The organism is Streptomyces sp. NPDC127097 (assembly GCF_042724075.1).
Lineage (GTDB): Bacteria > Actinomycetota > Actinomycetes > Streptomycetales > Streptomycetaceae > Streptomyces.
Window position 1 is genome coordinate 75,150 of sequence record NZ_JBHXFI010000003.1, and the last position, 25,494, is coordinate 100,643.

A 25,494-nucleotide genomic window follows, 5' to 3' on the forward strand; every position below is an offset into this window, starting at 1 on the left:
GGTGCTGTGGCGCCGGGCGCCGGTGCGGTGGACACCACGTCCGCGGAGTCGCGGCGCTCCCGCCGCCCGCCGCCCTCCGGGCAGCCGGCCGTCCCGGTGGACTGCTGCCATTTCCGTTCGCGCCGTCGTGCGATGCTGCGGGCGAACTGGACGTCTCGGCGGGGAGGGACGACGAGCGGCTGGTCGCGGGCTATGTGGAGCGGGTGCTCGGCCGGATCGAGACGCATGCCCCGGGCCTGCGCGCCTTAGTGACCCGGTGGGGTGCGGTCAGTCCGGTGGGGATCGCCGCGGCCCACCGCAACGCCGCCCGCTGCGGCTCCGCCGAGCTCGACCAGAGCCTGATCTGGCGGCCTGGGCTGTCGTCGGCCGTGCCGTACAGCTCCGTGGCCTGCGTGCCGCAGGGCGAACGGTCCTCCGGCGATCCCTCACCCGGGCACGGTTCGACCGGTCGGCGGCAAGGGCCCGGGGCTGCTCGAAGGACTCGACGGACCATCCCGGGAACGAGGCGTGCCGACGCTACCGTCCGGTGTAGGTGAACTCGTCGGCCGGGCTGGTGGGAGAGGTGGCCTTGCCGACCGTCACGGTGATGTTCACCGTCTGGTGGACGTCGAGCTGATCGGGCGCGGTTGCGGTGATCTGGTTGGTGGAGATGAACCTGACCGAACCGGATGCCTTGTCCTTGAAGTGCACGGTGGCGCCATTGGCGAAGCCCGAGCCGCCGATGGTGACCGGGGTGCCGACCTTTCCGCTGGTCGGGCTGACCGCACTGACCACCACAGGTGCGGGTCCGCCATAGGCGAACTGCCCCATCGCGACGGCCGGGGAGGTGCCGAGGGTGTTGGTGACGCGGACGTGGACGACGCCGGATCCGTTGGGGACCTGAGCGGTGATTCTTCTGCCGGAGGGGTCGACGGTGCGCTGGGTGCAGGCGAAGCGGCCGAAGTCGACCATGCTGTCCTGACTGAAACCGCTGCCGTTGATGGTCACCATGGCGCCTGCTGCGCCGAAGGTGGGGCTCATGTCGATCACGACGGGCGGGGAAGGGACGGGAGGCGCCCCCACCAGGTCCAGGTAGGTGGAGTTGGCGTGCTGGAAGGCGACCTGGCCGAGGAAGTCCTGGGTGGTCTTGTTGACCAGGTTCTTGGCAAGCTTCCCGTATCCGGTGTTCATCAGGCATTCCGTGCCGGGCTGGACGTAGACGTTGCCCTTGGTGCGCTGGGAGATCGCCCCGATGAGCAGCTTCACTTCTTCGGTCGCCTGCGGTCCCGGGTCCGGGTACCAGCCGGTGGTGGTGTCGAGATCGGCCCACGCGTGCGGTACCAGGTCGTAGGCGTTGTTCTGGCGCTCGTCGATGACCCACGGCAGGGAGTTGAAGTAGTCGACGAAGCTCTGCACGCCCGCGGTGGGAGCGGCATAGGTCATCACCGCGTACTTCGGCTGTTTCGGCCAGGTCTGTGCTTGCAGGTACGGCGCGAGCATGGTGGCGATGCAACCGCCCAGGCTGTGACCGGTCAGATAGACGGTCGGCTCCGGCGAGGACGCCGACTTGAGCGCGGCGGCGAGCGCCTGAGTGAGCGTGAGGTTCGGGGAGGGTGAGGAGGCGAGCGAGCGGGCGTTGATCACCCGTTTGAACGCATCCATCGCCCCCTTGGAAACGTAGGGCTTCGGCGATCCGCTTTCGGGGAACGGAACGACCGTGCCGACGTCGAGGTCCTCGAGGATGTCGGTCCAATCGGCGTCCGTTCCGCGAGCGACCACGGCGAACTCGTTCGAGCCGTTCTGTGCGATGAAGGCCATATTGGCGTTGGCCGCGCTCAGGGCGAGCCACACCAGCTTCCATGTGCCCTGCGTCGCAAGACTGGGATCGTTCAGTTGCGCGTTGATGCCCAAGATGATGCGTTTGGTCTGCTCCTCCAGGGTTTCCCCGGACGGACGTGGGGTGTTCCCGGTGGCTGCAAAGGCAGCCAGGGTCATGGTCACCTGGGCGATTGTCGGATCGGGTGCCATCGTCGTTCCTGCTCCTCGGATGCTTTGCCGACGCGGAGGCGGTTCGGCCTTCGGCAGCATCAGGGCAGATCTGTGCCGAACCGTCAGAGTGGACCGCACACCATCAGACCTCCCCGCTGCGCTGTCCGGTGCTTCCCCTGCCTTCAGCCTGACCAGGTTCACCTTGTTGGCCGTTCGCCATACGTGTCTGCGGTGCGCCGAGTCAGGTGCGCGGCGTGGGCGCCAGAGCTGCGGTGTCCGCGGGCAGGCTCGGGTCGGCGGCCCGGGCGAAGGCGTTCCGGCACCGCAAGGGGATGCGCGCGGCGGACATCCTGACCACGGACACCCTGTGGGGCCTGAGCGCCTCGGCGGCCCGTTCCTGGTTCGCCCGCTCGGACCGTCGGCTGACGCCCGAGCACCGGCACGATCCCCTACCACGAGCGCCTCGGCTTCGTGGCCCGCCCGGAAGAACCACCATCTGTCGAGCGACCACGGACGGCGGCCCGGTCTACTCCGTGTACATCGGGCGGGCCCGGGTACTCGGGCGTCAATTGATACTCGGGTCGCTGCACCGGCCACCCGGGGCCACCCTGGGAGGGAGCCCCCGGCCGGGTCCCTGCCGGGAGGGGTGGCGCCCAGCGGAGAGATCACTCGTCCGGAGGTGTACGAGATGGGCCTGCGCACCTGGGTCACCGAGTGGCCCGTGTACCGGCAGCTCACCGGGAACGACCCGCTCGGACGCGGGAGCGCCACCCGTTCCGCCCACACCGAGACCCTCCGGCCGCGCACCGACCGGGCCGACAGGGTCGTGCAGTCCGTCTGCCCGTACTGCGCCGTCGGCTGCGGTCAGCAGGTCTACGTCAAGGACGACCGCGTCGTGCAGATCGAGGGCGACCCGGACTCCCCTGTCAGCCGGGGCCGGCTGTGCCCCAAGGGCTCCGCCTCCCTCCAGCTCACCACCGGCGCCGCACGTCTGCACCACGTCCTCTACCGTCGGCCGCACGGCACGGACTGGGAGCCGCTCGACCTGGAGACCGCCATGGACATGGTGGCCGAGCGAGTGGTCCGGACCCGTGCCGAGACCTGGGAGTGGGAGCGCGATGGTGTCCGCACGGCGCGCACCATGGGACTTGCGAGCCTGGGCGGAGCGACCCTCGACAACGAGGAGAACTACCTGATCAAGAAGCTGCTCACCGGCCTGGGGGTCGTGCAGGTCGAGAACCAGGCTCGCGTGTGCCACAGCTCGACGGTCGCCGGCCTCGGTACGTCCTTCGGACGTGGCGGCGCCACGACCTTCATGCAGGATCTTCAGCATTCCGACTGCATCGTGATCCAGGGCTCCAACTACGCGGAAGCTCACCCGGTCGGCTTCCAGTGGGTCATGGAAGCCAAAGCGCGCGGAGCCAAGATCATCCACGTCGACCCCCGCTTCACCCGGACGAGCGCCCTCGCCGATCTGCACGTCCCGATCCGCGCCGGCAGCGACATCGTGTTCCTCGGGGCGCTGATCAACCACGTCCTGACCGAGGGCAAGGACTTCCGCGAGTACGTCCTGCGCTACACCAACGCGGCTTCGCTCGTGGGCGAGGACTTTCGCGACACCGAAGACCTGGGAGGCGTGTTTTCCGGATTCGACCCCGAGACCGGCACGTACGATCCCGACAGCTGGCAGTACGACGGCGCCGATGTGCAGGCCCCCGCGGGCGATCCCGACCAGCGCTACGAGGAACGAGTACGCCAGGCCGGCCGCTCGGAGGCGCACGGGTCCGGCGGCCCCCAGGCCCCAGGCCGGCCGCGGCGCGATGACACCCTCCGGCACGAGCGCTGCGTCTACCAGGTCCTCAAACGCCACTACGCGCGCTACACACCCGAGCTCGTCGAGGAGACCTGCGGCATCCCCCGGGCGACCTTCCTGGAGGTGTGCGACGCGCTCACCGCCAATTCCGGACGCGACCGGACCAGCGCTTTCTGCTACGCGGTCGGCTGGACGCAGCACACCGTCGGCTCCCAGTACATCCGTGCCGCCTGCGTGCTCCAGCTGCTGCTCGGCAACATCGGCCGGCCCGGCGGAGGCATTCAGGCGCTGCGCGGCCACGCCTCCATCCAGGGCTCCAGCGACATCCCCACCCTCTTCAACCTGCTGCCCGGCTACCTGCCCATGCCGCACGCCCACGCCCATGAGGACCTCGACGCCTTCATCGCCGCCAGCCGCACCGACAAGGGCTTCTGGGGCAACATGCGCGCCTACTTCGTCAGTCTCCTCAAGGCGTACTACGGCGATGCCGCCACCGCCGACAACGATTTCTGCTTCGACCACCTGCCCCGTCTGACCGGCTCGCACAGCACGTACGAGACCGTCATGGCGCAGCTCGACGGCGAGTGCAAGGGGTATTTCCTCATGGGGGAGAATCCGGCGGTCGGCTCCGCCAACACCCGCCTCCAGCGCCTGGGGATGGCGCAGCTCGACTGGCTCGTGGTGCGCGACTTCTCCCTCATCGAGTCCGCGACGTGGTGGAAGGACGGCCCCGAGATCGCCACGGGTGAGATGCGCACCGAGGACATCGGCACCGAGGTCTTCTTCTTCCCCGCCGCCGCACACACCGAGAAGTCCGGCTCCTTCACCAACACCAACCGCTGGGTCCAGTGGCACCAGGCCGCTGTCGAACCCGAGGGCGAGGCGCGCAGCGACCTGTGGTTCATGTACCACCTCGGACGCCGCGTCAAGGAGCTCCTCAAGGACTCCACCGACCGCCGGGACCGGCCCGTCCAGGACCTCACGTGGGACTACCCCGTGGAGGGCCCGCTGCGCGAGCCCGTCGCCGCCGCCGTGCTCGCCGAGATCAACGGCCACGGACCGGACGGCACCCCGCTGTCGGCCTACACCCAGCTGACGGACGACGGCTCCACGAAGTGCGGCTGCTGGATCTACTGCGGGGTCTACGCGGACGGCGTCAACCAGGCCGACCGCCGCAAGCCGCACAGCGAGCAGAGCTGGACCGCACTGGAGTGGGCCTGGGCCTGGCCCGCCAACTGCCGCATCCTCTACAACCGGGCCTCCGCCGACCCTGAGGGCCGGCCCTGGAGCGCTCGCAAGGCTTATGTGTGGTGGGACAGCGACGCCGGCCGCTGGACGGGGCACGACGTGCCCGACTTCATTCCCGGCCTCGACCCGGCGCACGTCCCGCCCGAGGACGCCGTCGGGCCCGAGGCGCTGCGCGGCGACGACCCGTTCATCATGCAGGCCGACGGCAAAGGCTGGCTCTACGTTCCCGCGGGGCTGGAGGACGGGCCGCTGCCCACGCACTACGAGCCGCAGGACTCGCCCTTTCCCAATCTGCTGTACCCCGACGTCGGCCGGTCGCCGGTCCGCAGGACCCTGCCCCGCGAGGGCAACCGCTACCACCCGAGCGGCAACGAGCCGGGCGCCGAGGTCTACCCGTACATCGTCACCACCCACCGTCTGACGGAGCACTTCACCGCAGGGGGCATGAGCCGCTGGTCGCCCTATCTGAGCGAACTGCAACCGGAGTTCTTCTGCGAACTGTCCCCGGAGCTGGCGGCCGAGCGCGGTCTGGAACACGGCGGCTGGGCCACCGTCATCACCGCCCGCAACGCCATCGAGGCCCGCGTCCTGGTCACCGAACGGCTCCGGCCGCTGATCGTGCACGGCCGCCCCGTGCACCAGATCGGGATGCCTTTCCACTGGGGGCCCAATGGCGTCGTGACCGGCGACGCGGCCAACGAGCTGATGGCCATCTCGTTGGACCCCAACGCGCACATCCAGGAGGACAAGGCGCTCACCGCCGACATCAGGCCCGGACGCCGGCCACGCGGCGCCGCCCTGCCCGCACTCGTGGCCGAGTACCGACGCCGCGCGGGCATCACCGAGCACACCGGAGTGGAGGAGAGCACATGACGGCCGACCCCGTGCCGGAGGCCGGATCCGAGCCCGAGGGCCGGTCCCTGTTCGACCGGCTCCTGTACGGCCCCGAGTCCGACCCGGCCGGCGACGCCGGATACGAGGACGCCCCGCCCCGCGTCGGGTTCTTCACCGACACCTCGGTATGCATCGGCTGCAAGGCGTGCGAGGTGGCCTGCAAGGAGTGGAACGCCCTCCCCGAGGACGGCCTCTCCCTCACCGGCATGTCCTACGACAACACCCAGGGTCTCGGGGCGTCCACCTGGCGGCACGTCGCCTTCATCGAGCAACAAAAGCCCGTGCGCACCGGCCCGCCCGAGCCGGAGGGCCGCACCCTGCTGCCCCTCGCCGACGGCCGCCCGGCACCGGCCGAGCCGTCCCAGGAGCCCGGCGGAATGCGGTGGCTCATGTCCTCCGACGTGTGCAAGCACTGCACCCATGCGGCCTGCCTCGATGTCTGCCCCACCGGCTCGCTCTTCCGCACCGAGTTCGGGACGGTGGTGGTCCAGGAGGACATCTGCAACGGCTGCGGCTATTGCGTGCCGGCCTGCCCCTACGGTGTGATCGAGCAACGGGCCGAAGACGGCCGGGCGTTCAAATGCACGATGTGTTACGACCGGCTCGGGGCCGGGCAGGAACCCGCCTGCGCCAAGGCGTGCCCCACAGATTCCATCCAGTTCGGCCCACTCGACGAACTGCGGGAACGCGCCGCCCTCCGCGTGGAACAACTCCAGGGGTCCGGTGTACCCGAGGCGCGTCTGTACGGACACGAACCGGACGACGGAGTGGGCGGTGACGGTGCCTTCTTCCTGCTCCTGGACGAACCCGAGGTCTACGGTCTGCCGCCGGCGCCCGTCGTGACCACCAGGGACCTGCCCGCGATGTGGAAACACGCGGGCGTCGCCGCCGTGTCCCTGCTCGCCGCAGGGGCCCTCTCCCACGTGCTGCCCGCCCTCGGCCGAGCTGCGGGCCTGCGGAAAGGACGCCGATGACCTCATCCCCCGACGGCCCGCGCGCATCGCGCCATAAGGGTCCTGGCCGCAAGCGACCGGGCGAAGAACTCATGGTCCCCCGCGCCGAGTTCCGGTCCTATTACGGCAGGCCCGTCATCAAGGCACCGTCCTGGGCGCCCCGTGACATCGCCGGCTACTTCTTCCTCGGCGGTCTCGCGGGAGCCGGATCGGTCCTCGCCGCAGGCGCCCACTTCACCGGACGTCCCGTCACCGCGACCGCGCTCAAGGTGTCCTCCCTCGGGGCCCTCGGCCTCTCCGTGGCCGCACTGATCAATGACCTCGGGCGCCCCTCACGGTTCACGAACATGCTGCGGGTGTTCAAGCCGACCTCGCCGATGAGCGTCGGCTCGTGGCTGCTGGGCGTCTACGGGCCGGCCGCGGGACTCGCCGCCGTCACCGCCGTCAGCGGCACCTTCCGGCGCGTGGGTACCGCCGCGACCCTCGGCGCGGCGCTCACCGGCCCCGCCGTCGCCTCGTACACCGCCGTCCTCGCAGCCGACACCGCCGTTCCCGCCTGGCACGGCGCGCACCGCGAACTCCCCTATCTCTTCGCGGCCTCCGCGACCGCCGCGGCCTCGGGGATGGCCCTCGTGGCCGGACCGGTCCGGGAAACGGGGCCCGCCCGATGCGCCGCTGTGCTCGCGGCCGCCGGAGAACTCGCCGCGAGCACGGCCGCCGAACGTCGCCTGGGCAGCGTTGCCGAGACGTGGCGGGAAGGGCGGGCGGGCACGCTGCTTCGCGGCGCCCGCGCGCTCATCGTGGGCGGTGCGGTGACGGGAGCCACGGCTCCGTTCCTGGGACCCGCCGCACGACCCACCGCCTGTGTCGCCGGACTGGCCCTGCTCGCCGGCTCGGCCTGCACCCGCTTCGGGGTCTTCGCGGCGGGCGTCGCCTCGGCCGAGGACCCCCGGCACACCGTCGTACCGCAACGCGAACGACTCGACCGGAAGCGTGCCGCGCAGGAGAACGACGAAGCGTACGCCCCGGACAAGGAGTGAACCGTGCAGATCGGCTACAAACTCGCTGCCGAGTCCTTCGGTCCCCAAGAACTGGTACGCCAGGCCGTGCTCGCGGAGCAGGCCGGATTCGACTTCGTCGAGATCAGCGACCACTACCACCCCTGGCTGGACGTCCAGGGCCACTCCCCCTTCGCCTGGACGGTGCTCGGGACGATCGGCGCCAAGACCGAACGCATCGGTCTGGCGACCGGAGTCACCTGCCCCACGGTCCGCTACCACCCCGCGATCATCGCGCAGGCGGCAGCGACCCTCGCCCTGCTCTCCGACGGTCGTTTCACGCTCGGTGTGGGCTCGGGGGAACGGCTCAACGAGCACGTGACCGGAGAAGGGTTCCCCAACTCCGTACCTGAGCGGCACGCACGGCTGCGGGAGGCACTGGAGATCATCAGGCTGCTGTGGAGCGGCGGCTACCAGTCCTACGACGGCCGGCATCTGAAGCTGGACGACGCCCGCGTCTTCGACCTCCCCCAGGAACTCCCGGAGATCGCGGTGGCCGCCGGCGGCCCCGCCGCGGCCCGCCTCGCCGCCGAGCTCGGAGACGGGCTCTTCGCCACCGAGCCCACGGGCGAGACGGTGGAGGCATACCGCCGTGCGGGCGGCGACGGCCCGCGGTACGCCGAGGTCCCCATGGCCTGGGCTCCCCACGCGCGCACCGGGGCACAGGCCGCCCTGGAGACCTCACGGTGGGCGATGACCGGGTGGAAGGTGATGAGCGAGCTGCCCAACCCGACGAACTTCGAGGCCGCCACCGCCACCGTGCGCGAAGAGGACATGCTGTCCACCTTCGCCTGCGGAACCGACCCCGCGAGGTTCCTGGAAGTGGCGCAGCCCTTCGTGGACGCGGGCTTCGACCGGCTCGTGACGCACAACGCCGGGCCGGACCCGGACGGGTTCATGGACTTCTACCGAAGTGAACTGGACCAGCGGCTCCGCGGCTTGAAGCCCGCCGCCACCTCCTGACCCGCCCGCATTCTCAGCTAGCTCGGCCCCACCAGGAAGCCCGAGGCGATGAGTACGGCCGCACCGGCCCCGTAGCAACAGGTGCTTGCCCTCGCTGGACGGAACGGGCGACTCCTCACCCCCGCGCGTGCACGGGCATGACCGTTCGCGTATCGGGTACCGGCGTGAGTGCCGTTCCTTACGGCGGATCGATCTTCAATTCCGCCTCTGTGCAGGCGCGGAACGCGGGGCGCCTACTTACCTCGGCCGGTGAGGTAGTCGCGTACCCGGTCCACCATTCCCAGACCCGGGGCGAGCAGCTTGTTGGCCGGCGGTGTGCTGGGAGCGTTGGGGTGCGGGCGGGTGGGGGCGCTCTTCTTCGCCTGCCGGACCTTGTTGCCCAGCTCCTCCAGGACGTAGGGATGCACGTGCGTGCGCAGTTGGGCGAAGAGGTGATTCTCCTCGTCGCCCACGTGGGCGGTCACCTCGGTACGCAGCTTCACTACCAGCCGGTCGAAGTCGAGATCATCGGCCTCACGCTGCTGGAGGTCGTCGAGGAGCTGTTCGATGCGCGCGTGGTCAGCGAGTTCCTTGTCCGCCAGCGCGTCCCCCTCCTCCAGGTGCTCACGCACCGCGGGGTAGAGGTACTCCTCCTCGGCTACGGAGTGCCGCACCAGCTCGATCGTCAACGCATCCACCAGACGCTTGCGGTCCGCACTCCCTGGAGGAGCGTCTTCGAACTGTTTGAACAGCTCATCGACCTCCCGGTGGTCGGTGGTCAGCTCCGCGATCACATCACCGCCATGCCCCACGGCACACCGCCTTTCACCGTGCAGCCGGCACATCACCGGCCGTCCCCTCAGGGGTTCCCGGACCTTCAGGGAAATCACACCGCTGGGCGTCCCATTGACCCGCCTGAGGGACGGAGGGCGTGGCGAGCAGACACCGTCCGCCCGGGAGAAGGGACGATCAGCGTGGGTGCGCTGCGTACCGCGCCCATCGTCCCGGTCTCCATCGACCGGCGGTCCTGCGCCTGCCCCCACTTCAGGGGCCTTGGGCGCAGGGCCGACGACACCACACTGGCCTTCGTCGCAGGGCTTGTTCCTGATCACTCGGCGGTGTGAGCGCCCCTGTCCCTGGACGAAGCAGGGGCGGCTCTCACAAGCCCAGCTGCCAGACACCAAGGGCCTGCGCCCAGGCCGGCAGCCACGCGCCGAGAGGACTCAATCGACCACGCGAAACCAAGCAGCCTGGGCACAAAACGCTAGCGGCTCAGTACGCAAAAATCGGCAGCACCACGGCCCGCGATCGCCGACCAGCAGTGTCGTGGACACCGGTAGGTGCCGCACTGTCTTTGTGGAAGTTGAAACGCCCGAGGAGGCCATCGAGGTCGGGCGCCGTCTGGTGGACGAAGGCGTGCAACTGATCGAGCTGTGCGGTGGGTTCGGGCCGGTGTGGGCCGGTCGTGCCATCGAGGCGATTGACGGTGCGGTCCCCGTTGGCACGGTTGGCTACGGTCCCGAAGCGGTCGATCAAGTACACGCGATCTTTTCCTGACCCGCCGGAGGCGGCCGACGCCGAGGACGACGAGACGGCGGAGGACTGAGGCAGACGGCCGAGTTTGCGCCCACCGGGTGAATCGCGGCGCCGCTCGGCGCCACAGTCCGTAACCGTACGGACCCTCACCAGCTGATCCTGGCCAACCGCAGGTCCGGCTCCGGGAACGGCGGGTTAGCGGTGGGTGAAGCGGGTGGTGAGGGTGACGGTGGTGAGACCTTTGATCATTCCGGCCTTGTTCCAGCCCATCCCGAAGTCGTTGCGGTCGATGGTGACCTCGCCGCTGAGGGTCACGTCGTTCGGGCCGGCGGCAGTGGCGCGGGCGGTGAAGGTGAGCGGGCGGGTCGTACCGAGCACAGTGAGGCGGCCAGTGACCTTGGCGGTTCCGGCGCCGTCGGTGACGACGCCGGTGGCCGTGAAGGTGAACGTCGGATACCTCTCGACATCGAAGAAGTCCGCGGAGCGCAGGTGAGTGTCGAGCTTGGCCTGCTTGCTGAGGATCGACGCCGCCTCGATGGTCAGCGTGCCGTGCGCGGAACCGTCGGGGTCGATTTCGCCTTCGCCGCTGAGCTTGGTGAAGACGGCCTTGATCGTGGCCAGCCCCCACATCGACTTGTGCTTGATCTCCACTGATGACGTGGTCGCGTCCAGGACCCAGAGGCCGGCGCTGAGGTCGGACAGTCTGGTGGAGGGCTGGGCGCGGTTGATGCTGTGGTTCGTCATGGCGATCGCCTTTCAGGGTGGGGCAGGGAGTGAGATTTCGGGTGGCGTGTGGGCTTCGCGGGCTCGTGCGTTCAGCGGCTGGTCCCGCCTCGTGGCGCGGCCGCGGTGGATGGTGGGGCAGGGGTTGGGGGCCTTCGGTGTTGTGTTGCCCGACGGTTCCCGCACCGCCGGGCAACACCACGGGTCAGGCGAGGCCGATCTGCTGGTAGAAGGTGAGGTTGTCCCAGAAGAGGAACTCTTCCTCCATCACTCCGTTCTTGTTCCAGATGCCGACCGTGGCCATGTTGATAGCGATCCGGTCCCACTGCTGACCGGAGTAGACGACGAAGTCCAGTTCGTCGAAGACCTTGAGGTGCTTGCGCTCCGTATCGGTCAGGTGGGCCGGCCAGAGCGACTCGGCCTGCGGGGTGGAGGCGGGTCACCGAACAGTTCCCGGTCGCCCGTGGTCGCGGCTGCCAGGTCGGTTCCGCTGGTTACCGCGGTGATGGCGAGGGCGCCCAGGGCAGCGGCGCCCGCACCTCTAAGGACGTTACGGCGGTCAATCATGTCGATTCCTTGTCTACAAGATCACCCGGAGGAAGGGTGAGTCCTTGGAAGGCGGCTCTCGCCACAGTCGCAGCCTGGGGCCGCTTAGGGCTCCCATCAGGGGATTACTCATCCGGTAGCTTGAAGCTTCAACCTCGAAGCTAGCCCGCCAAACTTGAAGCGTCAAGCGAGGTGCCGTGAATTTGACTTGAAGAATCAAGCTAGGATGGGGCCATGGACACGCATGAACCCCGCTGGCTGAACGCCGAGGAGAGGCAGACCTGGCTCTCCCTGACCGCCATGGTGATCAACCTGTCGAACGCGCTGGACACCCAGTTGCAGCGCGACGCCGGGATCAGCCACTTCGAGTACCAGGTCCTCGCCACCCTGTCCGAGGCCGCCGAGCGCACCATGCGCATGAGCGACCTGGCGATCCGCACCAACAGCTCGCTCTCCCGCCTCTCCCACGTGGCAAAGCGCCTGGAGAAGCAAGACTGGGTGCGCCGCACCCCCGACCCGGACAACGGCCGCTACACCCTGGCCATCCTCACCGAAACAGGCTGGGAAAAGGTCGTCGCCACCGCCCCGGGCCATGTCGACGAGGTCCGCCGCCTCGTCTTCGACCCCCTCACCCAGGCCCAGCAGCGCACCCTGCGCGCCATCGGCCACCGCGTCAACCAGGCCATCGCCCCCACCGACACCTGCCGCCCGGACTGACGATGCGCCTCACACATCGGCCGCCCGCCCCGCAAGAGACTCACCGCGCCCTCGATACGCAATCCGGCACTGCACATGACCCTGGCCATGCTCGCGCCAGGCCACCACCATGCGCTGCCACTGCAACCGGCGCACCGGCGGTCACGAAATCCCGCCAGGTGACGGATCGTCAACTCGCTTTACTCAGAAACAGGCTCCTGACCCGCAGGAAATGCGAGCTGCAATTGAAGTGCTAAGTGAGCAGTTTTTTACCTGACAAACAGGAACCCTCAGCATTGACCCCGAGTTCCTCTTCATTTGCCACCCCGCCTACGGGAATCGCTCTTCCAACTTGATCTCGCAGCGCAAAGCGGTTCACGAACCACTCAAAGTCATGCATGAGACTCTTGGAAAGCTGTTCGCGGCGCCGCCAAGCATCCCGCTGTTCAAGCAGTCGCAGTGCTTCCTGGATGTACTCCAGGGACTCCGAGGAATGAAGCCGCACCATCTCCAAGATCATTAGATCCGGCAGGTGAGCCACTCCGAATCGCATGCAATTGTGAACAAGGGCGGTGCGTACCGAGGTAATGAAATTATTGCACTCATGTGGAGTTTTGAACTGGTGAGTGATCTCGATGTCGGATGCAAGGAGGATCTCGGCGCCACTGCGCCATGCCCGTACGCTGAACTCCGGTTCAAAACCACCATAGTGCAGCATTCCCTCATCGTAGCCGCCGATGCGCTCAAACAGGGAACGCTCCATCACGGTGCCAGCGGACGATGCGATCTGGACGTGCGGCGCCGAGCCGGGCGGACTGGTATTCCAGCGCGTTCCCATATATGGCACGACTAGGCGACAACCATAGCCCTGCCAGGAATGATCCTGATTTCGGATGGTTGCCGCCAGGATCCGCTGCGGCTTGATGAGGTTACCCACTTGCCGATCCCACGCTGGTGAGAACTGCACGTGAGCGTCGGTGATGAAGACTACGTCGCCACGGGCGTGCTGAACGGCCAGGTTGCGCGCTGCCCCAACACCCAGGTGTACATCTGAACGGATGACTCGTGCCTGGACCCGGCCAGCTAGCGCGCCGATATCTGGCCGGGTCGCAGGCTGCGAGCAGTCATCAACGATGACTACTTCGATGTCGCGAGGTGATTCACAGGTCTCTACGGCTGACACGACAGTCTGCGCCACGCGGGCGCCTTCGTCGCGCGCTGGAAAGACGATGCTGATTGTCGGCGCGCTCCGCACGGCAAGTCAGCAGTCGACAATAGTGATTGGTGTGGTGGTTTGGTTAGCCTCGGGCCGGGCCTTGTCGATGACCATCAACACGTCTGAGTTTTCGAGGCGCTGCCGCTCGGCATCGGACAATTTGTACCGCTCTGCGAACGCCTGCGGGTCATCCCGCAATAGGCGGATCACCGCATTCTCTCTGCATGCGGCTTCGAGGACTTCGCGCAGCTTCTCCTCGCGGACCTGGCTCATGTCGTTTCCTCTCCTTAGATGCGTGGACTCTCTGTACATACGGTGCGGGAATCCCGCCACCGTACGGTCGGGGCGAGTCGCTGACCATAGGCCGCGATGCGGTCTCGGTACGGCAGCAGGTCACCGATCATGTTTCGGACAACCTCATCGATCGGTAGCGACGGGCGGAATCCCAGTGCCCGCAAGTGATTACTGTCCGGGCAGTAGTGATGAGCTTCGTCTTCCACCCGCGGGTTTTCTTGATGCCGGATCTCGGGGGTGAGACCGCATCTCTCACCAGCCGCCCCCACGATCAGCGCCAATTCGTTGATGGACAAGACCTCGCGCAACTGGTTGAAGACCCTGTACTCTCCTGCGGCTGGTGGGTTGTCGATAGCCAGGCCCAGACACTGCATTGAGTCGGAAAGCGACAGAAACCCTCGCTTTTGCGTGCCTTGGCCATAGGGCATAATCGGTTGACTGATTACCGCTTGACAGCAGAACCTGTTAAGCGCAGTACCGAAAGCCTCATCGAAATCCAGGCGGGTATTCAGTCGGGTGTCAGGGTTGCACCAGGTGCCATATACGACGCCTTGCATAACGTCAGTTGCTCGCAGCCCCCAGAGCTGGCAGGCGAAGGCAACGCTGTGAGAGTCGAATACCTTGCTCCAGTGGTACCACGAGCCGGCCTGGCGGGGAAACGGGAGCCTTTCGCGCCGGCCACGGTACTCGACCTCAAAAAATCCCTCGGGAATATCCAAGTCGGGTGTGCCGTACTCGCCCATCGTTCCCAACTTGACCAGATGGGCCTCCGGGCACTGATCACGCATGGCAAAAAGCAGGCTCAAGGTTCCCGAGACGTTGTTACGTTGCACGAAGTCTGCGTGCTGGAAATCAATCATCGAGTACGGTGCGGATGGGCACTCGGCGAGATGCACAACCGTATCGGGCTGAAATTCGGCTAGGGCGGTGCGCAGTGCCGAATGGTCGAGCATGTCAAGTGCGAAGAACTGAAGCGGCTCGTCGAAGTGCTCAGAGAAAGCTGCCAGTCGCTCGTCCAGCGGCGCGATGGGGATTGCACTGACGGAGCCCATTTCATCGACCCAAACCCTGCGCAGCAGAGCATCCGCGCCGCCAATGGTGTGACCCCGACGCGCCAGATGCTGCGCCAGGCTCCAGCCTAGGTATCCGTCTACGCCGGCGATGAAAACCCGCACGAGCAGTCTCCAATGTGCCATGAAGGTAGAACGCGACCCTAGATGCTCAGCGGTCTCACCAGAGTAGCGCCAGCAAGTTCATGAACAGCTTGCCCCGATCGAGAGGAACCTGCTACCGGCGAAGTTGGTTTTGCTGCATTCGGGCGACTGATGAGCGGTGCCGACGCGCGACCAGGATCATCCCGCTGCCACTACAGCCGGCCACACCTCGTCCTCGTTGCGGCTGTGGAAGTAGGCGCGGATCGTCGGTCCCAGCTCGGCCAGACCGCAGTCGCTCCAGCGGCGGATGGTGTCGGGCGCTTCGACGAGGTGGCGGGCCGGGTCGAGGGCGCTCAGCAGGGCATGGCGGTCTCGGTAGCGGCGCTGCCGGAGCGAGCCGTGCTGGATGACCTCCACGTCGGTCTCGGCGGCGACGGGCTGCCGCCCGTCGGTCCAGGCGCGGGCCTGCGCCAGCCAGGCGTCGGTCTCTGCGAGGAGCGCGGGCGACCAGACCTGGGGGATGAATGACTGGCGGCGGACGACGGGCATGGGCGTGTGGTCTGCCAAGGCGTACGCGAAAACCGAGTCGCCGCCGCCGACGAGCGCGTAGTCGAAAAGTCCGGGGCCTTCGGTGAAGAATTCACGGGCCGCTCCCCAAGCCACCCCGTGCGCGCCAAGCTTGCCGGGCCACAGGGCGCTGGGGAGAGAGTGGGTGCAGAGACCCTCAAAGGTGCGGTAGCGGGCCTCGCGGAACGCCTGCACGAGGGGAGCCCGAGTGAAGGCATCAGCGACCGCCTGGGGCCAGTCGGGGGTGATGACCATGTCGTTGTCCGCCCAGACGATGTGCGTGTACCGGCCGGGGAGGCGACGGGCCGCCAGGTTGATCAGCCGTTCCTTGTGCCACATATATGGGCAGGTCTCGCTCCAGTACGCGATGTTGGCGTCCAGCGGCGGCACCTCACCGGCGCCGGTGAGGTAGACGTGCTCGGCGATTCCGGCACGGCGGAATGCCTCAAGGCTTCGGGCCAGCTTTCGCGGGTGGGACCGATACCCGGCCGGGTTGAAGTAGGGAACCAGGACGGCGATCCCGTCAGTGCGCATTCGTACCTCCTTCGGTGGGCCCTCGGTGTCCAATCTCTGGCCCTTGTGGAGAGCTGGCTACTTCGGGTCACGGAGGTTTAGGCCAGACGGGGGAAGGCGGGCACGCGCGATCCCGTCGGTTCGTCCGTCGTGGCGATCCGCAGACCCTGCGCCCCGCAGTTGGTCGACGGCCAGGCCATGTACTCCGTGTGCCAGCAGATCGCGGAGCTCGTCAGCACGGTCAGGCACCACGCCTGTTCGTTCTACTGCTCAGGCCGGCGGCGGGGAATCCCGGCCCGTGGCGGCGGTCATCGACCCGGTCGGGTTGCTGATCTCTTCGACAGCGACAGAAAACTGTGGTCCCAGGCCGTCTGTCGGGCGCCTCAAGGTTGCCTGACGGGTGCCTGACGAACGGCGAAGGGCCCGTGCGACACCGAGTCGCACGGGCCGCATGGCCGGCTATCTGCTCACCGGCCAACTACCTGCTCAGAACAGCCCCTTGTAGCCCTGCCAGCCGGTCGTGACCTGCGTACGGGCGCTGAACGACCCCTTGCCGTCACCGTTGTTGCGGTAGACGTTGCCGCTGGTGTCGCGGGCGACGAGGTCCGTCTTGCCGTCGCCCGTGATGTCTCCGACACCCACGATGGCGTTGTACGAGGAGCCCCAGTCGGTGAAGACCGCGACCCGGCTCTTGAACTGCCCGTCCGCCGTACCGTCATAGCGGTACAGCGTCCCGTCCGTGTGGCGCGCCAGCAGGTCGCCGTAGCCGTCGCCGTTCAGGTCACCGGCCCCGATGAGATGGGTGTACGCCGTCCACGCCGTGCGGATCTTCGTCCGCGCCTTGAAACCACCCGCGCCGTCGTCCGCGTAGAGGTAGACATCCCCGGTGGAGGACTGGCGGGCAATCAGGTCGGTGCGCCCGTCACCGGTGAGGTCACCGGGGGCCGTCAGTACGTTGTACTGATCCCAGCCGGTGCTGAGGATGGTGTGCGAGCTCGACGGGGTGTAGCCGCCACCGGCGCATTTGCCTGTGTAGCGGCGGAGTTCGCCGCCGGGCATCCGGACCAGCAGGTCGTTGCAGCGGTCCTCGCCCAGGTCGCCGAACGGGACCGCGACCGTGCCGGCCGGCCAGCCGCTGCCCGACGCCTTGCTGCCGAACGCGCCCGTGCCGTTGCCGTAGTGCGTGGTCAGGTACCCGGACGAGCTGAGCGTCATCAGGTCGCCGGCGCCGCCGTTGAGGTCGTGGAAGGCGCGCATGCCGCCGGTGAGGCTGAACGTGCCGGTCAGCGACAGGTCTGCGCCGGAGCCGTCTTCGGGAGCGGCGCTCAGCTGCCAGGTGTAGGTGCCGTCGACCGCCCACCTGCCGGAGTCCGTACGGCCGTCCCAGCTGGTCTTCAGGGCAGCGCCGCTGCGTGCCGCGTCGAGCGTACGCACGACCTTGCCCGCACGGTCCTTGAGGGTGACCTTGGCGTCGGTGGCGGGCTTGGAGAGCTGCCAGGCCGCCTGCCACGTCGGGGCGGTGGCGGACTTCAGGTTCACCGAGGTCCCGACCCGCGACTCGATCTTCGTCAGCGGGGAGGTCGGCACCCCGGGGTCGAAGATCTGGAGGTCCTTCCTGTTGTCCGCGAGGAAGGCGATGCCGGTGCCGAAGCGGTCCGCATCGAGGTACTTGCCCGACGCCCATTCCGGTGTCTGGGCGATGGTCCTGGTCGCGTCCCCGATGGGCGTCACCAGCAGCCGCTGGTTGTCGGTGTCGTGGGTGAGGAGGTAGCCGTCGCCGAGCGTCCCCGTGGAGGGCCCGCGCCACTGCTCCTTGGACACGCGGTCGTACACACCGTGGCCGCCCGAGATGTTCAGCTTGCAGTCCCAGGACACCCAGCGGCCGACGGCCTGTACGTCCACCGCGACGCAGTCGTCGCCGGTCTGCACCGTGTCGGTCGCGCCGCTCTTGAGGTCGAGGGACGTGAGTGTGCCCGTGGTCTCGCCCGCCCGCCAGAGTTTCGTGCCCCATACGGCCAGTCCACCGCGGCCCTTGTACGCACGGATCACCTTGGCGCCGCCCGTGGCCTCAAGGTCGACCACGTACTGGACGTCGCTGTCCTGGCGCCGGCGGTCGCCGAAGACCACGTAGCGGCCGGAGGCGGAGGTCACCCAGGTGCGGACGTCCGCCGGCAGCTGCTCGCCGGTGGCCGGGTCCGCCGGCTGCACCACCGTCTTCTTGCCGCCGGGAGCCACCACCTCCAGTGCGTAGCGGCCGTCATCGCCCTTGGCCGTCAGCGCGTACCGGCCGTCACCGGTGCCCGTGACGTACGCGGCGTAGAACTCCTTCTGGGCGTCCCCGGTGGCCTGCGGATCGGGCTGTGCCAGCAGCGAGCGGTCGCCGGCCGATGGCGTGCCGCCGAGTTTGGTGTCGCGCCGGTAGAGGGAGGCGAGGTAGTTGCTGTCCCGCTCCGTGGTGACCAGCTGTCCCGCGGTCAGCGAGACCTCGTCCACCGCCGCGCGCTTGACCGCCACATCCCGCAGCTTGGTCACCGTGAGGCTGCCGTCGTCGGCGGCCGTCACCTTGCGCACGGCCCAGTCCTGTGCCGAGTCGCCACCGGTGACGATGACGCCGCCGCCGGGTACTTGGGCCATCTGCGCCTGTGCGTGCGGCAGCAGCGTCCTGGCCTCGCCGCCGTCGAGCGGGACGGCCTTGAGCGGCTCGCCCCGGCGCTGGAGCAGGTCGCCGTCCTTCTCCGGCACGTCCCAGGCCGTCAGCAGCGAACCGCCCACGAGCCCGATCCGCGCGGTGCCTTCGCCGCCGGCCGGCAGCGGCACCTTGGTTTCCGGGCCGTCCAGGGCGTCCCGGCCCAGCACACGCACGGTGGTGTTCCCGCCCTCGGGCGAGTACCAGGCGAGGCGGGTGCCGGAGAACACCACACGGGCGCCGGCTCCACCCGTCGCGCCCGGCAGGATGGGCCGTACCCTCGCCGACTCCAGGTCCAGCAGGCCGAGGCCATGGGTGCCGTCGGGCGCCGCGTACCAGATCGCCACCGAACGGGTGTCGCCGCCGAGCACGGTGTCGTAGCGCTCCACCCAGCCGTTCAGCCCCGTGACCGGGGTGTCCGACAGGCCGTCGGCCGTCTTCCGCAGGATGTGCAGACCGTTGATCGCGCCGACCTCATCCCGGGTGGCGGTGAGCACGGCGTCGCCGAAGCTGCCCTTGAAGATCTGTCCGGCGGGCAGGGTCAAGGTCGTGGACGTGCCCGCCTGCATGTCCTTCAGCGTCACGCGGTCCGTGAAGGAGGCGCTGACGATGTCGGACGCGGTGGCGGTGACGGTGTCCGAGGCGGGGCCGGCGAACGTGGCGCTCCCGCCGTACGTCGCCCACTGATAGTCGCCCAGCGCGGCGGCTGTGGCCGACTCGCGCCGCTCCAGCACGCCCGTGGTACCGGCGCCGTAGACAGGGTTGCCGGTCGGCACGTAACGGTCGGGCGCCGCGATGACCAGCGGGGCGGACTCGGCCTGTGCCTGGGAGAGAAGCAGGGATGCGCCTCCGGCCGCGAGACCGAGCGCAACGGTCGCGGCGATTCCACCGCGTATGAGGGTGCGTCTATGACCTGGTTTGTGGCGTGCAGCCACGGCATACCTCCAGCTGAGGGGAGAACGAGGGCGGCTATGCATCGCGGAATGGGGGTCGTCGCGGCGCCAGCCTCTCGAAAGCTGGGGGACGATAACACGGCCTGACCAGCCAAGTCGATGCAAGTCGAGGCAGGACACGGCTCGTCCGGCACGCGTGACGAATGACGCTTACGCATGGTCCGAGGGCTCATCGCGGGGGCCTTGGGACCGCTGGAAACGTCATCGGTCGAGGCGTCCTCGGCCTCTTGCGGCACCTCGGCCGACTGACCGCACTCCGCAACGATGCACCACTTCTGCCCAAATTCGCCCACCGACAGTGAACTACATCACTTTCCGCGACAGCGCTGTGATGTTTCACCAACGGGCGGCGCTGGATGCTTTGGGTCGCATGTATGGCGGCTGCGCTCAAAGCTGGGACAAGAGGCGATAAGGATGAGTATGCGGGCAGCACGTCATCGGCGTTCGGTGAAGGGCCGTGTCATCGCCGGGGGTTCCGCCGCCGTGGCGGTGGGGGGCGCAGTGACAGTGGCGGTGACGTTGTCTGCCCAGGCCGCGTGGTCTTCGGCGTGGAAGGTATCCGCCAGGGGCTGGACAGCCGACGATTCACCCTGGGTCTCGGTCGACCGGCAAGGTGACCTCCCCGGTGAACACGGACGTGCTGGAGACCCTGTTCAGCGAGGTGGACGGTCCGCTCCGCATCGCCTGTCGGAGCGTTCCGTCCCAGATCGGAGCGACAACGACCAAGCTCACCCGCTCCCTCGTGGAGGCTGGGCAAGAGGCACGCAGCCGCTTGCTCCCAGCCCGCCGGAAGCGGAACTGCCCGCGGGCGATCAAGAAGCCCAACCGGTGGCTCGTGCTGCGGACCCGCGCCAGATGAGGAGCGGTCGAGCCCGACCGCTGGGTCCTCAACCAGACCAAGAAGGCCAAGACCAACGGGCGGGGGCCGAACCTGTCACCACCCTAATGCCGCATCAGCCATCGTTCGCCCTGGTGCGACATCGCCCCCCGCCACCGGCCGGCAGGCATCAGCTGCCACAGTTGGGGGATGAACGGAGACTTCTTGGCCCGGCACCATGACCAGTTGACTGCGTGGCTGAGGGACGGAAAGGCCGAAAGCCTCAACGCATTCCTGGGCGCACACCACGAGTCCTTCGTGCTCGTGACGACAGATGGAGCGATCCTCGACCTTGAGACGCTGCGAGAATCCCTGCGTAGTGCGGGCGGCAGCCAGCCTGGCTTGTCGATCCAGGTCGAGGAAGTCACCAGTATCACCCCCGAGGTGTACCGGTTCCTGGAGCGCCACATCGTGGACGGCTCCGTCGTGGACGTGCGGGTGGTGACTGCCGTAATGGAGGACGGATTGCTGCTCAGCGTGCAGGAGACTGCCCGTCGGTAGCGGAACCAGCGGACGTCACGCTTCAGCAGTATCGATCTCGCGTGGCACGGACTCGTTCTACCACCCGTATTGCCTGCAATACCTCACCGCCCGAGCCAGCATCCGAACGGCATGTCACGTCACGTCACGTCGCAACAGGGCAGGCAACATTGCCTGATACAGCACTAGATATAGACGACGCGAACGACGGTGATGGTCAGCACGGCGTTGCTGACGTAGCAGCGGACCACGACCCCGCTGACGGTGGCCTCGCGCCGGTCGGCTCGGCCTTGACCGGCGTGGACCCGTGCCCATAGGGGTCGGCGGCCAGACGCTGCATGCCGGTATCGAAGGCGGTCCGTAACGCGCGGGGCATCGCCTGGCGGGCCTGGCCGGTGTGCGGGGCGTACTGGACGCGGAAGCGGCTCACGCCACCTCCGAGCCGGGTGTTCCGGCGTCGATGGCGCCGAGGTCTTCGCCGCGGTCGAAGCGCCCGCGGGGATGGCCCCGCGGTGCGGGCTGGAGCTGTTCCCTGCACGCGCAGGGAAACGCCCGTGCTCAAAGCCGACGAAGCGGGCCCAGACGCCGGCTCCCCGCGCCCGCCGGAGGCTGGCCCCTCCGGCCGCTTAGGCTCTGTCCTGGCGAGCCTCCCCGTAGGGTGCCTCGACGGAACTCTGACCGGAATCGTGGAGGGAGGCAAACAGGTGGACACTGACCTGCGGCGTGCGGCTGTCGTGGCACTAGGCGAGCTCGGACGAAGTCAGGACTACCGTGACCGGGCGGATGCCGGTCACAGCCTGGCCGCGTTCGCCGAGATGGAGGAGGCCATCGGGCCGCTGCTGGAGCTTGTGCTCGACCCAGGTGACACCTTCGTCACCCGGCGGACCGCGGAAGCCTTGCTTCGGCGAAGGGATAGGGCCGGGCTGACGATAGTCGCGTCCGCACTGGCAGTCGCCAACTCAAGTCGCAGCGACTGGATCCACACCGCAATCGTCGATGTATTCAGCATCTTCTCCGACGGCCGGGACAAGGCGCTACGGCTAGCCGAGGAGATGTCGCGGGACACCGACGCCCGCGTTGCCCTGGGAGCCCGTCAGCTGCACGAGATCCTGACAGAGATCGATCCTGTTCTTCACCCCGCATAGTGCGGGTCGAGGCTCTCCCGGCCACCGACGGCCCTCCCCCACGGCCCGACCACCGCACCAACACCCTCCGAGCCGACCGTCTTCGTCTGTGGGGTGAACCGGTCCGCGCCTGCGAGGACGCCCTGCTCCCCGCACCCGCAGGGAGGTCCCTTCTTGCCCCTTTTCAGCTCGGTGCCGAAGGCAGCGCTCGGCACCAGCCCCCCGTGCCTCAACACGCGGCTTTCGGCCGGCTGGGGCCTGCGGCCGCTCGCGTTGACCGCCAAAACTCGCCGCCCTCGGGCCATTGCCCGAACTCGACGACCCCGCCCACCAGTTCCTGGCCCGCTCTGCTGCCGAACACGCAGCCGACCTGCTGCGCCAGGCTGTACGACGCGGCCGAGAACCGGTCGCGGACCGATCCAGCGGCTGACGCCCGAACAGGACGCGGACCGATTGACGGCCCATCAGGGCACTATGAAGGGGCGTCGTCCACCATTTGACTCGGCACACGCAGCACCTGGCATGAGTGCTCTCGCTGCGGCACCTGGCCGGCCCCATACGACGATGCCCACCAGACAACCCTGGGCACGGCCGGCTCGCCAGGGCGGAGACACCCGTGGTGATCGCCTTGGTCGGGCGACACGTAATTCGAACGAATCGGCCTAGTGGCGCACCTGGGTCAGACACAGCGTGGTATCGCCATTCCGGCCGCCACGCTCGGTGTACTCATCGAATTCCGGCGGGCATTTCCCCTGGGCGTCGGCGCTGAACATGACTTTGTAGTCGGCTTTGGCGTCATTGCAAGGGATGGTGAACATGACCGGCTTTGCGTGTGTCCCGCTGTTCTCCAGACAGTCCCCGGCGACCGCGTGACGGGCGTCCTTCGCTGGCGGCTTACCGTCGTCTGTCATCATCGTCAATCCCCAAAACCCTGCCACGACCACGCCCAGGGTGCCGAGCGCGATGAGCGGCCGCAGCCATGGACGTCGTTCAGGCCCTGTGGGTATGAACACCGGGACGCCTGGCTGCTGGAATGGCGGATGCCCGTGTACAGGCTGCTGACCATGGAACTGCGGGCCGGGAGCAGGCGGTCCATAGGGGGCTGGGCCACCGTGGCCGGCTGGCGGCCCGTACGAGGCAGGGCCGGGTTGCTGGCCCCAGGGAGTCGGCCCTTGTGGGGGTGGTGAGTACGCGGACATACGGATCCCCCTGTTGTGTCGGTTGGCCTGCGCGCCGGTTCGAGTGCCACCACCAGGCTATGCGGCCTCGTGCTCCTGCCGAACGCCGGGCCGCTTCTGGCGGGTTCCTGACCACCGGATCGCGGGCGTCTCGACTGCATCGAGTTGAGGAGGCGGCTGACGAGGCCCACCGTGCCCAGGCAAGTCCGGCCCGGAAGCGACAGGCCAAACCGCGGTGTGCTCACCGGTGTACCTCCGGCCACTGGAATCGCAGTCGCCCGGCCGCTTCTTGCCCCTTTTCAGCTCAGTAGCCGAATGACCTGCTCCCCGCGCCCGCGGGGACGCGCCCCAAAGGGGCACGCCCAGGGGAAGGAGAACGATCGGATTTGGTCAGGGTCTGCGATCGGCCGGTGGGCGGGGCGTTGGTGCGTCACGATGGCCGCGGTCGTTCGTGAGGAGGAATGGCTGTGGGTGATCACCGTAAGCCCGATCCGGATCCGAGCCAGGGCAAGCCGCCGCCGGGGAACTCCGACGAAAAGGTGCCCGACCCGCCGCCTCCGTCGGGGAAGCGGCGGAAGTAGGCGCTCTCGATGTCTGAACTCTGCGCACTCCAGGGCCGCTTGGCGGGCGCTATGGAGGCGAACGGCCTCTGGCCGGCGGACTCGCCCTGGGTCCGCCGAGCAATGGAGGACGCTCCACGGCACGCCTTCGCCCCGGATCGGGTGTGGGAGTGGGACGGCGACGCCTACGCCCCGGTCGAGCAGGCAAGAGCGTCGGCTCGATGGGCGAGACTCGTTTATGGCGGTGTCTATGACTCCACCATCACCCAGGTCACTGACGGGCTGCCCACGTCCAGTCTGTCCTGCGAGGCAGTGGTCGCTGACATGCTGGACTCGCTGATCTTGGAACCGGGGCACATCACGCTGGAACTGGGCACCGCGACAGGCCGGAACGCCGCGCTTCTCGCGGCGCGGGCCGGGCGAAGCCGGGTTACCAGCGTCGAATTCGACCCGCACTTGGCTGCTGCCGCCCACACCCATCTCGCCGGCGCCGGCGCAGACGTTGAAGTCGTCGTCGGTGACGGCGAACTCGGCGTGCCGGGTGCCGGCCCCTTTGACCGGGTGATGGCCACGTATGCCGTCGACGTGGTGCCCTGGGCCTGGGTGGAGCAGACACGGCCCGGTGGGCGCCTCGTTACTCCGTGGGGCCGGCTGGGCCATGTGACACTGACCGTTGCTCCCGATGGCTGTTCGGCGACTGGCTGGATGCAGGGGCTGGCCACGTTCATGCCCGCCCGCGGGACCGGCCAGGGCAAGCTCTGGGAGCAGGTCCGCGGCGATCAAGCACCTGACGCTGACGGCTTGTTCGGTCAGAATCTGGAAGCGCTGCACCACGACGCCAACGTGCTCTTCGCACTCCGGGTGCTCCTGCCTGACGTCCGCATCCGCACGGAAGCCGGCCAGGGCATCACTGCCTGGGTCCATGACGGCAAGTCTTCCTGGACCACGATCGTTGCTCCTCAAACCGGTCAGGCGACGGCCTATCAGGGGGGCCCGCGTCGCCTGGCCGCTGAGCTGGAAGAAGCCTGGCAGGCATGGGAGACAAACGGTGCTCCGGGCCTGTACGAGTTCGGGATGACACGCACCCCCCAGGAGCAGTACATCTGGAGCAACGATCCCGAGACGGGCCCACGATGGTCGACGAACGCACCTGTACTCAAGACTGCCAAGCAACACGCTGCCACACAGTGAGGCGCACCCGGCCACCCATCCAGTGCTCCCCGTACGTGCGGGGATGTTCCCTCTTGGGAGTGTGTACGCCTGAGCGCGCTCCTGCTCGCCGAGGCCATGGGGATTGCCCGAGCCGCACGCTGGTATGGGGTGTGAGAGCGCCTGACCGGCCTGGCCAGACGTGAAGATAAAGGGGCCCTTCCCCGTACGAGGAAAGGCCCCTTCGAAACAGAGCGCCCGGCAGGTACGGGCCTTGACTGCCGACCCTTTGGTGAGTTTGTACGTCCGGGCGATCTGCACTGGTCCGTCGCCGGACTTGGCTCGGGCGCGTGCCCGCCCGCGTTG

At 68.0% G+C, this 25,494-nt stretch carries 19 protein-coding genes and 1 pseudogene; 10 read left to right on the forward strand and 10 right to left on the reverse strand.

Annotated features, from left to right (window positions below):
* Window positions 1-516: 516 nt before the first annotated feature.
* Complete coding sequence (locus tag ACFWJW_RS04095; RefSeq protein WP_387235097.1) at window positions 517-1,974, reverse strand: IPT/TIG domain-containing protein; 1,458 nt, start codon at window positions 1,972-1,974, stop codon at window positions 517-519.
* A 344-nt stretch (window positions 1,975-2,318) separates the two neighbouring features.
* On the opposite strand from ACFWJW_RS04095, the pseudogene ACFWJW_RS04100 reads away from it, so the two are divergent.
* From ACFWJW_RS04100 to ACFWJW_RS04120, 5 genes and pseudogenes are all read left to right on the forward strand, one after another.
* Window positions 2,319-2,396 (forward strand): annotated as a pseudogene (locus ACFWJW_RS04100) (LysE family translocator); the annotation flags it as partial.
* A gap of 260 nt (window positions 2,397-2,656) precedes the next feature.
* Window positions 2,657-5,902, forward strand: coding sequence for a formate dehydrogenase (gene fdh / locus ACFWJW_RS04105; RefSeq protein WP_387234564.1), 3,246 nt, complete (start codon window positions 2,657-2,659; stop codon window positions 5,900-5,902).
* A complete protein-coding gene (locus tag ACFWJW_RS04110; protein ID WP_387234567.1) occupies window positions 5,899-6,897 on the forward strand; it encodes a 4Fe-4S dicluster domain-containing protein in 999 nt (332 codons plus the stop codon). The genes fdh and ACFWJW_RS04110 overlap by 4 nt, the downstream gene beginning before the upstream one ends.
* A 71-nt stretch (window positions 6,898-6,968) precedes the next feature.
* The gene (gene nrfD / locus ACFWJW_RS04115) at window positions 6,969-7,916 is read left to right on the forward strand and encodes an NrfD/PsrC family molybdoenzyme membrane anchor subunit (RefSeq protein ID WP_387234570.1); all 948 of its coding nucleotides are present in this window, start codon (window positions 6,969-6,971) and stop codon (window positions 7,914-7,916) included.
* A 3-nt stretch (window positions 7,917-7,919) separates the two neighbouring features.
* Window positions 7,920-8,897, forward strand: a complete 978-nt coding sequence (locus ACFWJW_RS04120) for a TIGR03557 family F420-dependent LLM class oxidoreductase (RefSeq protein ID WP_387234573.1) — start codon at window positions 7,920-7,922, stop codon at window positions 8,895-8,897.
* A 233-nt stretch (window positions 8,898-9,130) separates the two neighbouring features.
* Here the strand turns inward: ACFWJW_RS04120 and ACFWJW_RS04125 are convergent, their stop codons facing one another.
* A complete protein-coding gene (locus ACFWJW_RS04125) occupies window positions 9,131-9,688 on the reverse strand; it encodes a hemerythrin domain-containing protein (protein WP_387234575.1) in 558 nt (185 codons plus the stop codon).
* A gap of 514 nt (window positions 9,689-10,202) precedes the next feature.
* Here ACFWJW_RS04125 and ACFWJW_RS04130 point away from each other — a divergent pair.
* Window positions 10,203-10,433, forward strand: a complete 231-nt coding sequence (locus tag ACFWJW_RS04130) for a DUF6506 family protein (protein WP_387234578.1) — start codon at window positions 10,203-10,205, stop codon at window positions 10,431-10,433.
* A gap of 174 nt (window positions 10,434-10,607) precedes the next feature.
* Here ACFWJW_RS04130 and ACFWJW_RS04135 read toward each other — a convergent pair whose 3' ends face one another.
* Window positions 10,608-11,156, reverse strand: a complete 549-nt coding sequence (locus ACFWJW_RS04135; RefSeq protein ID WP_387234581.1) for a YceI family protein — start codon at window positions 11,154-11,156, stop codon at window positions 10,608-10,610.
* Between the two features lie 759 nt (window positions 11,157-11,915).
* On the opposite strand from ACFWJW_RS04135, the gene ACFWJW_RS04140 reads away from it, so the two are divergent.
* A complete protein-coding gene (locus ACFWJW_RS04140) occupies window positions 11,916-12,398 on the forward strand; it encodes a MarR family winged helix-turn-helix transcriptional regulator (protein ID WP_387234584.1) in 483 nt (160 codons plus the stop codon).
* A gap of 232 nt (window positions 12,399-12,630) precedes the next feature.
* On the opposite strand, the gene ACFWJW_RS04145 is transcribed toward ACFWJW_RS04140, so the two are convergent.
* From ACFWJW_RS04145 to ACFWJW_RS04170, 6 genes are all read right to left on the reverse strand, one after another.
* Window positions 12,631-13,632 (reverse strand): glycosyltransferase family 2 protein, encoded by a 1,002-nt coding sequence (locus ACFWJW_RS04145; RefSeq protein ID WP_387234587.1) that lies wholly within the window; start codon window positions 13,630-13,632, stop codon window positions 12,631-12,633.
* A 6-nt stretch (window positions 13,633-13,638) separates the two neighbouring features.
* Entirely contained in the window at window positions 13,639-13,866 is a 228-nt protein-coding gene (locus ACFWJW_RS04150; protein ID WP_190144651.1) for a hypothetical protein, read from the reverse strand.
* 14 nt (window positions 13,867-13,880) lie between these two features.
* Window positions 13,881-15,062 carry an NAD-dependent epimerase/dehydratase family protein gene (locus ACFWJW_RS04155; protein WP_387234590.1) on the reverse strand — a complete coding sequence of 394 codons (1,182 nt, stop codon included), beginning with the start codon at window positions 15,060-15,062 and terminating at the stop codon, window positions 13,881-13,883.
* A 177-nt stretch (window positions 15,063-15,239) separates the two neighbouring features.
* Entirely contained in the window at window positions 15,240-16,142 is a 903-nt protein-coding gene (locus ACFWJW_RS04160) for a hypothetical protein (protein ID WP_387234593.1), read from the reverse strand.
* Window positions 16,143-16,219: 77 nt separating this feature from the next.
* Window positions 16,220-16,360, reverse strand: a complete 141-nt coding sequence (locus ACFWJW_RS04165) for a hypothetical protein (protein ID WP_387234596.1) — start codon at window positions 16,358-16,360, stop codon at window positions 16,220-16,222.
* A 247-nt stretch (window positions 16,361-16,607) separates the two neighbouring features.
* Window positions 16,608-19,742, reverse strand: a complete 3,135-nt coding sequence (locus ACFWJW_RS04170; RefSeq protein WP_387234599.1) for an FG-GAP-like repeat-containing protein — start codon at window positions 19,740-19,742, stop codon at window positions 16,608-16,610.
* A gap of 1,045 nt (window positions 19,743-20,787) precedes the next feature.
* Between ACFWJW_RS04170 and ACFWJW_RS04175 the strand changes: the two genes are divergently transcribed.
* Window positions 20,788-21,138, forward strand: coding sequence for a hypothetical protein (locus tag ACFWJW_RS04175; RefSeq protein WP_387234602.1), 351 nt, complete (start codon window positions 20,788-20,790; stop codon window positions 21,136-21,138).
* 533 nt (window positions 21,139-21,671) lie between these two features.
* The gene (locus ACFWJW_RS04180) at window positions 21,672-22,262 is read left to right on the forward strand and encodes a hypothetical protein (protein WP_387234605.1); all 591 of its coding nucleotides are present in this window, start codon (window positions 21,672-21,674) and stop codon (window positions 22,260-22,262) included.
* Between the two features lie 641 nt (window positions 22,263-22,903).
* On the opposite strand, the gene ACFWJW_RS04185 is transcribed toward ACFWJW_RS04180, so the two are convergent.
* Entirely contained in the window at window positions 22,904-23,254 is a 351-nt protein-coding gene (locus tag ACFWJW_RS04185; protein ID WP_387234608.1) for a hypothetical protein, read from the reverse strand.
* A gap of 848 nt (window positions 23,255-24,102) precedes the next feature.
* On the opposite strand from ACFWJW_RS04185, the gene ACFWJW_RS04190 reads away from it, so the two are divergent.
* A complete protein-coding gene (locus ACFWJW_RS04190) occupies window positions 24,103-25,170 on the forward strand; it encodes a methyltransferase domain-containing protein (RefSeq protein WP_387234610.1) in 1,068 nt (355 codons plus the stop codon).
* Window positions 25,171-25,494 lie beyond the last annotated feature (324 nt).